At 38.4% G+C, this 15,067-nt stretch carries 10 protein-coding genes; all 10 read right to left on the bottom strand.

The window, feature by feature from the left end:
• Window positions 1-62: 62 nt before the first annotated feature.
• Window positions 63-1,559 carry a RagB/SusD family nutrient uptake outer membrane protein gene (locus ORI89_RS08745; protein ID WP_268230081.1) on the bottom strand — a complete coding sequence of 499 codons (1,497 nt, stop codon included), beginning with the start codon at window positions 1,557-1,559 and terminating at the stop codon, window positions 63-65.
• A gap of 17 nt (window positions 1,560-1,576) precedes the next feature.
• Entirely contained in the window at window positions 1,577-4,648 is a 3,072-nt protein-coding gene (locus tag ORI89_RS08740) for a SusC/RagA family TonB-linked outer membrane protein (protein WP_268230080.1), read from the bottom strand.
• 269 nt (window positions 4,649-4,917) lie between these two features.
• Window positions 4,918-5,223 (bottom strand): 30S ribosomal protein S10, encoded by a 306-nt coding sequence (gene rpsJ / locus ORI89_RS08735; RefSeq protein ID WP_268230079.1) that lies wholly within the window; start codon window positions 5,221-5,223, stop codon window positions 4,918-4,920.
• Between the two features lie 76 nt (window positions 5,224-5,299).
• Complete coding sequence (gene fusA, locus ORI89_RS08730) at window positions 5,300-7,420, bottom strand: elongation factor G (protein WP_268230078.1); 2,121 nt, start codon at window positions 7,418-7,420, stop codon at window positions 5,300-5,302.
• 132 nt (window positions 7,421-7,552) lie between these two features.
• A complete protein-coding gene (gene rpsG / locus ORI89_RS08725; protein WP_268230077.1) occupies window positions 7,553-8,020 on the bottom strand; it encodes a 30S ribosomal protein S7 in 468 nt (155 codons plus the stop codon).
• Window positions 8,021-8,039: 19 nt separating this feature from the next.
• Window positions 8,040-8,447 (bottom strand): 30S ribosomal protein S12, encoded by a 408-nt coding sequence (gene rpsL / locus ORI89_RS08720; protein ID WP_268230076.1) that lies wholly within the window; start codon window positions 8,445-8,447, stop codon window positions 8,040-8,042.
• Between the two features lie 170 nt (window positions 8,448-8,617).
• On the bottom strand, window positions 8,618-9,670 hold the full coding sequence (locus ORI89_RS08715) for a ThuA domain-containing protein (RefSeq protein ID WP_268230075.1): 1,053 nt from the start codon (window positions 9,668-9,670) through the stop codon (window positions 8,618-8,620).
• 21 nt (window positions 9,671-9,691) lie between these two features.
• A complete protein-coding gene (locus ORI89_RS08710; protein WP_268230074.1) occupies window positions 9,692-10,912 on the bottom strand; it encodes an MFS transporter in 1,221 nt (406 codons plus the stop codon).
• 28 nt (window positions 10,913-10,940) lie between these two features.
• Window positions 10,941-11,789 (bottom strand): sugar phosphate isomerase/epimerase family protein, encoded by an 849-nt coding sequence (locus tag ORI89_RS08705; RefSeq protein ID WP_268230073.1) that lies wholly within the window; start codon window positions 11,787-11,789, stop codon window positions 10,941-10,943.
• Between the two features lie 28 nt (window positions 11,790-11,817).
• Window positions 11,818-14,973, bottom strand: a complete 3,156-nt coding sequence (locus ORI89_RS08700; RefSeq protein ID WP_268230072.1) for a PVC-type heme-binding CxxCH protein — start codon at window positions 14,971-14,973, stop codon at window positions 11,818-11,820.
• Window positions 14,974-15,067: the final 94 nt, after the last annotated feature.

Here is a 15,067-nt window from a genome sequence, read left to right as displayed (position 1 = left end):
CAGAAGTAAGATTCTTCTGGTACTTTTGTCTATTCGTGATCTTTTTATGAAGTTATAAGCAGTTAGTATCCTTCGTTTTGCTTAAGGTTTTTGTTGTTTCTAACTTCAGCAGTTGGGATAGGAAAAAGGAGCTCTCTTTCTGTTACTGTAGCTCCGTTTGGAAATTTGTGACCTATGTATTTTTCAAACTGTTGCGTTTTAATATTTAGAGCTTTCCGTAATCTAACCATGTCGTACCAAGTTTTGTTTTCATAACATAGTTCGTGCCACCTTTCTTTCCAAATAGCTTCACGTAAAGTAGCTTGATTTAAGTTCTTTAATTCTTTTAATTTAGCTCTTTTTCTAATATCATTTACTGCATTATATACATCTGTAGAAGGACCTGCTACTTCGTTCTGTGCCTCTGCATAGGTCAGTAAGACCTCAGCATATCTGATTAAAGACCAGTTTAAGTCACTATTAGCAGTTGTTTTGTGTGCAGCCTCGTCAAAGAGCTTATAGATGAAATATCCACCAAGCTGTACGGTTTGGTTCGGGTTTGACTCATGAGAATAAGTAGTATAAAAAAATTCTTTTTCTTGCGTTCTTAGATCCCCAGTTTCAAAAGATTCTACGAAACTTTTGTTTGCATAAATACCTCCGGTTTCATCTGCATATTTTGAGATGTTTTTGTTGTATGGAATAACAGACACTTGCCATGGCGAGGGAATAACTTGCGTTTTGTATTGAATCATGAGGATGTTTTCTTCAATATTTTTTTTAGCAGGGTCGTGTAGTGAATAGTAAGAGTCAAACAGTTGAAATGTTTTAGAATCTATAACTTCTTTAGCTTTATTTGCGGCGAGTGTAAAGTATTCAATACCTTTGTTTAGCGGATAGCCAGCCATGGTTAAATAGGCTTGAGCCAGGAGCGATTTTATTGCACCTAAACTTACCTTCCCTGTCTGGTCCAGCCAAGGTAATCCTGCGTTCTCAGCTATTTTTAAATCAGAGACTATTAAGTTATACACCTCTTCGGGAGCAGCTTGTTTGGGGAGAAGTTGTGGTGAGTTTAACGAAATAGGTTCGGTTATTAGTGGAATGTTTCCAAACATTCTTACGAGATGAAAATAATAAAATGCACGTAAAAAGTGGGCTTCTCCCAAAATTTGTTTTTTCTCTGTTTCATCCATTACTACAGTAGGAATTTTTTCTATTGACAAGTTTGCATTGCCAATCCCCTTGTAGTAATTTGTCCAGTAACTTAAACCATAAGTATTGTCTGAGGTGTTATTGAGTTCTTTAATATAGTAACTGTTGACAGCTTGTCCTAAATCTGTTTCTGCTAAACCTGTCGCAAATTCTGTCATCATCCAAGCTCCACCTCCAAACCCACTTGTTAGGGGCTCGCGCATACTTGCATATATGGAGTTTATTGCACTACGTGCGTGCTCTGGTTTTGTGAAATAATTCTCTTCTGTGAAATTCGACTTGTCAGCTTCATCTAAAAAATTAGAGCATCCTGTTGCAATTGCGAAACATATAATTGTAACTATTGTTAATATTTTGATATTGTTCATTGTTATTCTGCTTTAAATTATAAACCAATATTTACTCCGAATGCAAAAATGCGAGGTCTAGGGTAGTCATACAAACCAAAACCTTGGTTAAAAGCGGATCCGGAGTTTGATACTTCAGGATCATAGCCTTTGTATTTAGTAATGACGAAGAAGTTTTGCATTGATGCAAATAACCTTACTTTTTGTAAATGCATTCTTGACACTATGTTAGTAGGTAAATTATAGGATAAAAGAACGTTTCGACCTCTGATAAAAGAAGCATCAGTAACCTTATGACTGTCGTAAAAAGTTGTATATCCTGCATTGGTGGGTCTTACTTGTGCAATAGGAGTCGATTGATTATCTTCTCGCCAAGCATTTAACACGGTTTTATAACTGTTTGCTATACCTTGCCTATCTTCTGCAGAATGTAAGCTTTGATCAAGTACATCATTTCCAAACATATACTGTATGTCTATTAAAAGTGAGAAGTTTTTGTATTTAAAGGTATTGGCAAATGTACCATAGCCATCAGGAATTCCTTTGCCTATTATATCGCGATCGTTATCATTTAGTTTTCCATCATTGTTTAAATCTTTGTGTTTAACATCGCCTGGAAGTAAACCATAGCGTTTTGCTTCTGCTTCTTCGGCAGAGGACCATGTTCCCATGTGTACACGTCCGAAAAATGAACCGACGGGTTCACCTTCTCGGATAACGGTTGCTCCTGAATACATGTCACTTCCACCAGTTAGTTTAAGTACTTTGTTCTTGTTCCATGATATATTGAAGGTGCCGCTCCATTTTAGAGGGCCTGATCCGATGTCAACAGTATTTATACCTGCTTCAATTCCTTTGTTTTCCATGCTTCCTACATTGGAGAAAATACTTGGATAACCGCTACTTAAAGGAAGTGGAGCATCTAATAGCATGTCATTTACTTTTCTCCGATATAGGTCCATTTCAAAATTTAGCTTATTATTTAGGACCCCGAGCTCAACACCTAAATCTATCTGATGGGTTTTTTCCCATTGTAAAGTAGAGTTGGACATTCTACCAGTGCCGATTCCGATGTGTCTATCTCCGCCAAAAATGACGTCATAATTTGACATCCCTGCTAAGGCGCGATATGCGGGTATTTCTGAGTTGCCAGTAGCCCCATAGCTTGCTCTTAATTTAAGGTTACTAATGACAGGAGAGTCTTTTAGGAAATCTTCATCATTGACTTTCCAAGCTACGGCTCCCGAAGGGAAAAATGCATAACGGTTATCTTTTCCGAATTTTGAAGAACCGTCTATACGTCCGGTAAAAGTAAAGAGGTACTTGTTAAGTAACGAATAGTTGATTCTTGAGAAATATGAATTTAAGCCGTAGGCTGACGTTGAAGAACTAGGGCTTTGTGCCGTGGCACCTGCTCCTAAGTTGTTAAATTGGAAATATACATCACTAAAGTTTTCTGAGCGTGCCTGTGCCCCGAATTGATCCATATGTTGCCACGAAAAACCTAACATTGCATTTAATGAATGGATTTTTGCGAACTCTTTATTATACGTAAAGTAATTCTCAAATTGCCATGAATTATACCGGTTATTTGTGACAGAGGCATTGCCATTATTAGAGATGTATTGGAGACCTTTTGCTGCTGAATAATCAATACGTTGGTTTATAATATTAACCCCAATAGACGTACGAAATTCTAAGCCATCTAATATTTTAATATTTGCAAACATATTCCCAAGAAGAGGCTGTGTGTTGAGGTATGATAATCTTTCATCTGCCACTCGGATAGGATTATCCCCGCCTTCCATTCCTGGATAGTCTCTATTACTAGCCCAGCTGCCATCCGCATATTTTACAGGAATTATTGGTAGGGCTTCTAATACCTGCCTCATCATGGTAATACCACCACCACCTAACTGATCGACCTGTTTTTCTTTTTGGTCTGTGTAGTTTAGTGCCCCCCCGACTTTAAGCCAGTCTTTGATTTCACTATCGAAAACAAATCTACCAGAGAATCTTTTTTGCCATGAACCATAAGCTATACCTTCCTCATTTCGGTAGTTTACAAAAGCACCATAAGTACCTTTCTCATTTCCATTTGTAAAACTTAACTGGTGATTTTGCGTGAAAGCCGTTCTGAAAGTTTCCTTTTGCCAATCTGTATCATATAAAGGATTCCCTTGTTGGTCAAAAAGTAGTGGATTCGTTCTTTTTGTTTTTGGATCTGTATATTTCGTGCCCGTTGCCCAGCCAGCGGGATCATACTTTTTTGCATTTTGATAGGCTAAATCTTCTATTTCTAGAAACTCTTTAGCATTTAATAGATTTAATTTTCTTGCTGCAACACCTAAACCAAAATCTGCATCATAGTTAGCTCTTCCACCGCCTGTCGTGCCTCTTTTAGTCGTGACTATAATTACGCCATTTGCACCACGGGCTCCGTAAATAGCGGTAGAAGAAGCGTCTTTTAATACTTCTATGGAGGCAATATCATTTGAGTTTAGATAATCGATGGGAGTGCTACCATTTTCCAAACCAACAGAACTTAGGATAACCCCGTCAATAACGTATAATGGATTGCTTGAAACACTGATAGAGCTTGCGCCCCGAATCGTGATATTAGTACGGCCTCCAGGTCTACCTGAGCCTGTTGATACGTTTACCCCTGTTATTTTACCACTTAATGCTTGGTTTAGATTGGCAGAAGTGCGCTCCTGTAAGCTTTCTCCTTGAACAGAGCCCACTGCGCCAGTCAGGTCACTTTTCTTTTGTACTCCGTAACCTACTGAAACAACAATTTCCTGTAGTGATTCAAGTGCGGATTCTAAATTAATATTAATAACTTTTTGATCTTTTACCTCGATTTCTTTTGTGATAAAACCGACAAAAGAAAAAGTTAGCAGATCTTTTAAATGGGCTTTGATTTCGTAATGACCATTTCTATCTGTTGTGGCTGTGATGCCTCTACTAGATTTTATAGAGACGCCTGAGAGTGTTTGATTTTCTTCTGAAAAAACCTGCCCTGTGATGTTGACCTCTTGTGCCATTCCTTGTTTAAAAAGTAATAAAAGCACGACGAGAGTTGAAAAAATAATTAGTCTTTTTATCATAATGTCTTTTTTAGTGGTTTATTTTGGGACTGTATTGATCGGTAGCGAATCTAATAGCCTGTCTTACTTTGTAACGAATATATCGACACTTTAATGTTAAGCTGTCATGCACCTTGGCGCAAGTCTATCATGTGCCTTTGGGTAGGCCATCATGTTGTGTCCTGCTTTTTTGGAGAGGCACAATAAAGGGGAGTTAGGGGAGAAATGTATGAAAAGGAGAGAGGCTTCTGATTTTCATCAGAAGCCTCTCTCCTTTTGGTCGAAATCTATCACACTTTGATTTCAACTTCAACTCCCGAAGGAAGTTCAAGTTTCATCAATGCATCAACAGTTTTAGAGTTTGAAGAGTAGATATCTAACAATCTCTTGTACGCACATAATTGAAATTGTTCACGTGCTTTTTTGTTAACGTGTGGTGAACGTAATACCGTATAGATTTTTTTGTCTGTAGGCAATGGAATTGGACCACTAACAACTGCACCTGTAGGTTTCACTGTTTTTACGATTTTCTCGGCTGATTTATCAACTAAGTTGTAATCGTATGATTTCAATTTAATTCTAATTCTTTGGCTCATTTTATATTATGTTAAGGGTAATCGCTACTTAGAGCTATTTACAAGTAGCGATTGATTTGTTAATTGTGTGTATTAATTAATCTTCAAGACTAATCTTGCCTTTTCCTTTAGCGATGATTTCCTCTTGGATATTACGTGGAGCTTCAGCAAAGTGATCAAACTCCATCGTAGACGTTGCACGGCCTGAAGTGATGGTGCGTAATTGTGTTACATAACCAAACATTTCAGAAAGAGGAACGATAGCTTTAACTACTTGAACACCGTTACGGCTATCTAAGCCTTGCATTTGACCACGACGACGGTTAAGGTCACCCATAACGTCACCCATGTTTTCTTCCGGTGTTAGCACTTCAACCTTCATAATAGGTTCCATGATGACAGGAGAACATTTAGGAAGAGCATCACGGTAAGCCATTTTAGCTGCTAACTCGAAAGATAATGAATCGGAGTCAACTGCGTGGAATGAACCATCAATCAGACGGACTTTCATACCCGTTAATGGATATCCTGCTAATACACCATTATTCATTGAAGATTCAAAACCTTTTTGAACGGAAGGTATGTATTCTTTCGGGATAGCACCACCAACAATCTCATTTACAAATTGAAGAGGGTTTTTTATTACATCCCAATCTTCGTCTACAGGTGAAACAACAACTTTGATATCGGCAAATTTACCACGACCACCTGATTGTTTCTTGTATACTTCACGGTGTTCTGTAGTTCCGTTGATAGTCTCTTTGTATGCTACTTGTGGAGCTCCTTGGTTGACTTCAACTTTGAACTCACGTCTTAAGCGGTCGATAAGAATATCCAGATGAAGTTCACCCATTCCTGAGATAACAGTTTGGCCTGTATCTTGGTCTGTTTTCACTACAAATGTAGGATCTTCTTCAGATAGTTTACCTAAAGCTACCCCTAATTTATCAACGTCGGCTTGTGTTTTTGGTTCGATTGCTAAACCGATAACTGGCTCGGCAAAAGTCATAGACTCAAGAATGATTGGGTGTTTTTCGTCACAAATAGTATCACCTGTTTTGATGTCTTTAAAGCCTACAACAGCACCAATATCTCCCGCACCGATTCTTTCAATTGGGTTCTGTTTGTTAGCGTGCATTTGGAAGATACGAGAAATACGCTCTTTATTTCCTGAACGTGTGTTCAATACATAAGACCCTGCTTCAAGTACTCCTGAATAGGCCCGGATGAAACATAGGCGACCTACGAATGGGTCAGTTGCAATTTTAAAACCTAAAGCAGAGAATGGTTCAGACTCTGAAGGTTTACGAGTAATTTCCTCTCCATTACGTGGATCAGTACCAGTAACAGCTTCTTGATCCAATGGTGAAGGTAATAGCTCCATCACGAAGTCAAGCATGGTTTGTACACCTTTGTTTTTGAAAGATGAACCACAAACCATAGGAACGAAAGCGTTATCTAAAACAGCAGCACGTAGTGCGTTTAAGATTTCGCGTTCTGTTAACGAGTTTGGATCTTCGAAGAATTTCTCCATCAAAGTTTCATCATAGCTCGCAACAGCTTCTAGTAAGTTTTCACGGTATTCAGCAACCTCCTCTAACATGTCCTCAGGGATAGGAACTTCCGTAAATGTCATTCCTTTATCCGCTTCGTTCCACACGATACCACGGTTATTGATTAAGTCAACAACACCTGTGAAGTTGTCTTCAGCACCAATTGGCAACTGTAAAGGAACTGCTTCTGTACCTAACATGTCTTTTACTTGCTTGACAACTTTTAAGAAGTCAGCACCTGAACGGTCCATTTTGTTAACGAAACCGATACGAGGCACTTTATAGTTATCTGCTAAACGCCAGTTAGTTTCTGATTGAGGTTCAACACCATCAACTGCAGAGAATAAAAAAACTAAACCGTCTAATACGCGTAATGAACGATTTACTTCTACAGTAAAGTCTACGTGACCTGGCGTGTCAATAACGTTTACTTGATATTTTTGATTGCGGTAGTTCCAGAATACGGTTACAGCAGATGATGTAATGGTGATACCACGCTCTTGTTCTTGAGCCATCCAGTCTGTTGTCGCGGATCCTTCGTGTGTTTCTCCTAATTTATGGTTTACACCAGAATAGAATAAGATACGCTCGGTTGTCGTTGTTTTACCAGCATCAATGTGAGCTGCGATACCGATGTTTCTAACTAATTTTAAATCTTTTGCCATAATATTTTAAGCAGTATGCCTGTGTAAGGCGGTGTTTTTTTTAATACAATTTAAAATAAGTACACCGACTTTAGATAAAATAATAATCTATCTAGAGTCGGTGTAATCATATTTTGAACTTTGTTTTCAAAACTAGAATCTGAAGTGTGAGAACGCTTTGTTAGCTTCTGCCATTTTATGCGTATCTTCTTTTTTCTTCACGGCAGCACCTTCGCCTTTAGAGGCTGAAATAATTTCGCCTGCTAGTTTTTCGTACATAGTTTTTTCACCACGTCTGCGTGCATATGAAATCATCCATTTCATACCTAAAGCAATTTTACGCTCTGGACGAACTTCCATAGGAACTTGGAAGTTAGCTCCACCTACACGGCGAGACTTAACTTCTACAGCAGGCATAACATTGTTCAAAGCTTTTTTCCAAGTCTCTAAACCATTCTCCTGTGTCTTTTGTTCTACTAATTCTACTGCATCGTAAAAAATTGAGTAAGCAACGGATTTTTTACCGTCAAACATCATGTTGTTTACGAAACGTGTTACCTGAGTGTCATTAAACTTTGGATCAGGTAAAATGATTCTCTTTTTTGGTTTTGTTTTTCTCATTTTATTTTCCTCCGTTTAATTATTTTTTACCTTTAGTTGGTGCAGCTGCTTGTCCTGGTTTCGGGCGTTTAGTTCCGTATTTAGAACGACGCTGGTTCCGACCGTTAACACCTGAAGTATCCAATGCTCCACGAATAATGTGGTAACGTACTCCCGGTAAATCTTTAACACGACCACCACGAATTAACACGATAGAGTGTTCCTGTAAGTTGTGACCTTCACCTGGAATGTATGCGTTAACTTCCTTGCCGTTTGTTAAACGAACACGGGCTACTTTACGCATTGCTGAGTTTGGTTTTTTAGGGGTAGTGGTGTATACACGTGTACACACGCCTCTTCGCTGTGGACAGCTGTCCAACGCTGGTGATTTACTCTTCTCAACCAGAGCTACTCTACCTTTTCTAACTAATTGTTGAATAGTAGGCATTTACCTTTTTTTGTTTTAAATTTAACTTTTAAGTGTGCAAAGATAATCAGATTATCTGGTAAGAAAAAGGAATCTATATGTTTTTATATAAAAAAGATAAAGATTGGCATTAAATGGGGATACTTATCGTCAGATAATTGTTTTTCTGACGATAAGTTTATTTTGTTGAATTATTGATAATCTTTAGGTTTTAAGCCTTTTTTAAAGCTGCCAAAACCAAACATAGTAGGCTTATAGGGAGCAACGTATTCAATGTTTGTTTCGTTGGTTATTAGATGACTTAGATCTAAAGACCATAGGCAAGCATTGATGATAAGCCGTCTAAAATCATCACTTACAAAATCTGTGGCAGCTCCCATTGTAGTAGCGAATACTTTTCCTGTTGTACCGTTGGGTATTTTATAAGGTTTTGTCCAAGCTACAGGTAGTATCGTTTTTTTCCAACTTATTGGACTTTGTGCACTCATACCGTCGGTAGATTGGCCATAAAGTAGGATGGTGGCGTCTTTTAGTTGACTATTTATACCATAGACATCAGTTGGGCCCCATATGTCTGTGACGCCTTGGAGGATTGGGTTTTTATTTACTACCTCTAATCCATTTATTAGTCCTCGGGTTCCTTCCTTCCCATGGTCACCATGGTGGTTAATCCAAGTTTCTCCTAAAATGAGGCGTCCAAACCCGCCATCCCATGCTCCACCTTTGTGATTGAAAGAATAATGGCGGTAAGGGGAGGTGTTATCTTTCGCATAATTAAAAGCATGTGTAGAGGTACGCAGACCAATTACTGGTTTACCCTTTGTTAAGTAATTATCAATATGTTTCATTTGATGATCTGGTAGTTCTCTGAATCTAGTTGCTATTATCATCAAGTCTGCGTCGGCCAAATGGTGTAACCCAGGAATGTTGTTTTGATTATTAGGATCAATTATTTTTGTTTTTGGGTCGATGGCAAATAGCACTACTGTTTCAAAACCATGATGGGTAGTTAAAATTTTGGCCAACATGGGTAACGTTTCTTCTGAGCGGTATTCCTCATCGCCTGAGATTAGAACTACTTTTTTTTCGGCCTGTGTTGATTGTTTTGGTTTATAGTGTAGCCATTCTGAATCTTCTTGGCTGTAAGTTTTTTGATAGGAGAAAATCAACAATAGCAAAAATAAATTTAGTAGGATGGTTTTTCTTCTAAAATGTTGCAAGAAAGTAGTTGGTTTTAATAGCATAGTGTTGTGATATTTGATAGTTTAAATGTTTTCTCTTTTGTCAAGTCGTTTCTGCCATACGAAGAAGAAAGAGAAAAGAACAATTAATATAGCAGGAAATATAGCGATTTTTGTCATTGTGCTTTGACCAACTAAAAGATCTAGGTTCTCCACTTGTCCTGCCGTTTGGATAATGCTATTTCTTGAATTGTCTATCCATGAACCTATAATAGGCTGAAAAATGGAGGTGGAAAACATGCCGACTCCACCAATAATAGATAGGCCTAAAGCTCCACTTAAGGGAGATTTTTGTGCAGTGGCACTTATCATTGTAGGCCAGAAGTAGCAAACTCCTAGAGCATATAGGATTGCAGCAAAATAGACTGCTGGTCCTGTTACGATGCTAAATAAATAGATGCCTATTGTTGCAAATATAGCCGAAAGCAATAAGACTCCTGTTATAGAAAACTTTTTTATCACGCCACCAGCAAAGAAGCGACCTATTGCCATAACGCCTGTGACTAATGCTAAAACTAACATTGGACTAGCGCCACTACTGGATAATATGATGCCCACCCATTGGTTTGGTCCAAATTCTGATATTGCTGTTAGCGCCATACAACAAAAAAGAAAGATAAATGTTGGTTTATACATTGCCTGTAAGTTTGTTGATAAAGAAACAGCAGCGTTGTCAATGGGTTGTGGGAATTTTTTCTTATAAAATAAAATGGCATATATAATTGTTGGTATCATGATAAACCACATTTGTAATTGCCAATTTAAATTCATGTCAGTCATAAATTTGGAAACTAAACTGCCAATAACTATGCCCCCTGGAAACCACATATGGAACCTATTGAGCATTTTTGCCATTTTATTTCCAGAGTACATTTCCGCAATAAGTGGGTTGCATGCCGCTTCTGTACATCCGTTTCCAAAGCCAATAAATAATGTTGATATCAATAGTGAGGAATAGCCTTGTGCGTAAATTGTCATAACAATACCTAGCGCATGGGCAACAAACGCAATACGCATAATATTTTTTGCGCCTACTTTATAGTAAAATAACCCTCCTAGAACCATGGATATAGGAAAACCTAAGAACCACATAGAGTTAATAAAACCGAGTTGTTCGGCAGTTAGGTTGAAGCTAGCTCCTAATTCGGGAAGTATGCCCGCTCTGATTGAAAAAGATGCTCCTGTTGTTATTAGAGCCAGGCAACTTGCATAGAACAGGGCTTTTTTGTTGATTTCTTGAGTCATAATCGTTTATAAGGTTAGTTTATAATAGTTATTCGTTTTTTGAAAGCATGTCTTTAATAAAAGTATATCCTTTTTCAGCAATTTCCCACGGAGCAGAATATTCTCTCCAAACATTTATAGAGTTTGCAAAGTCCGGATCAGCTCTTGAAAATGCCTCTATTGTATACCAACCTTTGTAATTGATGGTTGATAAGGCATTAAAGGTCTCTTCCCATCTGCATAATCCCATGCCAGGTGTACCTCGATCATTTTCACTGATATGCACATAATGTAGGTATGGTTGTATTTGTTGTAGTGGCTGTAGAATAGTTTTTTCTTCTATATGGGCGTGATGAGAATCGTACATAGCTCTAGCATTAGGATGATCAATTAGCTTAATCAGTTTAGTTAATTGCTCTATAGTATTGCACAGATAATTCTCAAATCTATTAACAGCTTCTAAGGCAAAGATGACATTGGCTTGCTTAGCATAATCAGCAGCAGCGTGCAGTACTTCAGCAGCGTAATGATATTCTTCCTGCGAAGGCGCTTGATAGGAGAAATGACTATGTGCAGAGTGAAAAGGACCACATACTGTTCCTGCACCTAGATCCACAGCTCTATCTACTGCCCACTTTATACGATTTAGTGCTTGTTTTCTAATGGCACTGTCTGTACTAATTGGGTTCTCGGACGCACCGAGAACAAAGACGCTGGTAACTTCTAAACCTATGTTTTGAGCGAATGCTCCCATGGCTTTGTATTCATTTTCATCTGGAGAGCCTATGAAGCTTTCTATTCCATTATAACCTATTTTTTTTAATTTTTCTAAGGTGGGGTTAAGTTTCTCTGAAACCCCAGCGGACCATGGTAGTAAATTGAATCCTATCTTGTTCATAATTATATCTTTTTATACAACGTATTTTTTAATTTTCCATTGGGTGATCTTTAAGAAGTTCTTCTGGCGAATAAAAACCTTTTTTATTCTTTATTTTAGCCCTTACTTCTTTTACTTTCTCTGGACTAATTGCTGTAGCTCTATTACCAAAGGAATTACGTACGTATGTCAAGACATCTGCGATTTCCTGATCATTTAGCATACCTCCGAATGGTGTCATTGGAACTTGTCCCGGGTATTTTTTACCTTCTATTTCTATAGGTCCCATTAAGCCATTAATTGTTAGTTTTATTAAACGGTCTTCATTTCCGGTAACCCATCTTGTTTTTGAAATAGGAGGAAAGCCCGACGACTCTAGTCCTTTACCATCTGCTTGATGACATGTTTGGCAAAAACCATCGCGAGCAAAAATAGCAGCCCCTTTAATGTACTGTTGTTTTTGACTTCCTTGTAGGTCTGTTTGAGGTTCTTTCTTATTCTCTTTTTTTGAAACAGATCTATTATTAAGATGCGCAAAGGCTGTTTCATATGCTTTGGAAGACCATCTGTCTAGTTTTGTAGTATCTATGTGGTTTAAAATCTCAAGTCCGGTGTTTGACGGAAGCCAAGATGCAGCTGCGATAGTACTGAGTTTAACTCGCCCATGTTCATCTTGTGCTGCTGTGGTAAAAAGATCTTTGTAGTTGGCGATCTTGTCTGTGCTATATCTTAATACACCTATACCAGCAGACCTAATTTTGTAGTCTTTAGCATTTAAAACTTTTTCTAACAGCGTAGATGATGGCTCATTCATTCCCCATGTAACCCACAAGGCTTCTAAGATATACTGTTCGTAATCTGGAGAGTTTTTCTCCAATTGGTTTACCCATGCGTGTGTTTTCTTTATAACATCTTTTGCCTTTCTTGTTCTAAGCTCAGCACGTGTTCTATAGCGGGCTCTATATTCAGGTAGTTTTAGGTTTTCTAGAAGTTGCTCTATCGTGGCACCTTCAATTTTTGGAGCGACTACTAAAGGGCGAGACGGGTAGGTGATTCTGTAAATACGTCCATGTACATGGTCTCTTAGTGGGTCTCTAGCATTGTGCTGCATATGTCCAATTAATGCATTGTGCCAATCTATTACATAAAGTGAACCGTCTGGTGCAAATTCCATATCTACGGGCCTAAAATTAGGGTCATCGGAACGTAACAAGTCCTGTCGATGTTCGCTATGATAGCCCGTGCCGTCATCAACTATTTTATGTTGCTTGGTGCCTAGAAAACCGATTGTATTGTTAATAAGAAAATCTCCTTGAACATCGTCAGGGAAGTGACGGCTGGATACAAACTCCAAACCTGATGTAGGACGAACCTGGTGAGCAGGATCTATCAGGTCAAAAGATTTATCTGTAGCTTCACCGTAGCGTGGTTTGATAGTGCCTGGGAGCATCCATCTTACGGCTGGGCCGGATGTTTCTGCATATATTGTCTGTCCCCACTTATCAAAGGCTATACCCCAAGGGTTAGGTATAGCTAACTGTGCTACTCGCTCGAGTTTCTTGTTTTGTGGTGAATAGCGATAGAATCCGCCATTTGTACCCCTCACTGGACCGTAAGATGTTTCTACGTTAGTGTGTAGAAAAACTCCTTCACTCATATAGATAGCTCCTGATGGATCAGTCGTGTATGCGCTATGCGCATGATGTGTATCGTGATCATCGAAACCACTAAGTATGACCTCTTTTGAGTCTGCTTTACCGTCGCCATCAGTATCTTTTAATAAGACCATATCTCTACTTTGTGAGACATATACTCCTTCCGGGGCAAATTCAAAACCGATGGGGAGGTGTAAATTCTCAGCAAATACAGTTTGTTTGTCCGCTTTACCGTCACCATTTGTATCTTCAAAAATTAAAATTTTATCATTGGGTTTACCATCTCCGGGCTTCCAGTGAGGATAACTAGGCATTACAGCAACCCATAATCTGCCTTTGTTGTCGAAAGAAAGTTGCATGGGGTTTGCTAAATCTGGAAACTCTACTTCAGAGGCAAAGAGCTCTATTTTGTAGCCAGGTGCTAAATGGAAGTTGTCTAGGGCTTCTTGTCCATAGAGGTATTTTGGGTTGCCATTTTTTCCTAAATTATAGTTGGTTTTTATTTCTGGGAGTGTCATGGTATTCTTATCCATCATATCTAGATCAAGCACTTCGCCTAGGGCAGCTTTCCAAATAGCCGTATCACGGTTAGCTGTCATTTCTTTTATTTTAGCAACTTCAAATGGGTAGTTCTCGGGACCAAAAGGATTAAATCTACGTCCATATGCATGTACTCCGTTCGGTATTTTGAAATCATGTTTCCACATCCAGTTTTTTTCGATGACTGCATTTTTGATTAATGATTCATTGGCAATGGCTGTGTGAGTGCCTTTTCCGAATACTCTTTCAACTAAAAAATCACCAAGTTTTTTGTAGCCTTCCTCATTTAGTTGTGAGCCATCAATTGTTAGGTAATCATTCGTGTTTTTGTACCATTTTTCTGAAGGCGTAAACAGGTCAATAAAGGGTATTCCCTTTGTTTTGGCTACATCTCGCATAGCTTCAGTGTACAATTTTAAGTTTTTATTGATTGCCTTACCATCTGGTAGATCGAAGTTTTTGGAAAGGTCTTCAAAGGCGATTGGTGAAAGTAAAACGATTTTCGTGTTTCCTTTTTCGTTGTATGCTTGTTGAGTAGAATGGTCTAAGAAGGCCGCTAATTCTTCCCGATATGTCTCTAAACTTTCTGGACCTCTAAAAGACTCATTATATCCAAAGAAGGCTAGTATAATATCTGCTCGAAGTGATTTGATCCATTCGTCTTCTGTAGGAAAATGACCTTCACTTCCCGTTTTAATATCATATTGGGGGTTGTATTGATCTGCTCCTTCAAATGCCCAAGGTGATGTTCGAGAGGGGTGAGGTCTAAAACCAGGGGTGTTCCCGGGGCTAGAAATGTTACGAACATAAAGGGTGCTATCTGGAAATTGAATGTGAAGTGCTGTTTCGAAGCTTCCAAAATCATCCATTCTAGATGCTAAGTTATTTCCCAGTAGGACTATTCGAGAGTCTTTTATAGGGAGGAAAAGAGGTGTCTCTTTTTTGCCTTCACAGTTGATGAATAGCATGATACTTAGGAATATGGTTGCTAGTTTTTTTAAAAATGTCATATATTAAACATGTTAAGACTTAAAATCTGTGCGAATCAAAATTTATGTTATGGAATTAAAGTTTGACTTTTAACCTTTAAAATGCTTTTTTGTT

The sequence above is a fragment of the Sphingobacterium sp. UT-1RO-CII-1 genome, from assembly GCF_026711005.1.
Classification (GTDB): domain Bacteria; phylum Bacteroidota; class Bacteroidia; order Sphingobacteriales; family Sphingobacteriaceae; genus Sphingobacterium.
Note: the sequence above shows the minus strand (reverse complement) of the source record. Positions and strands in the feature narration are given on the sequence as shown.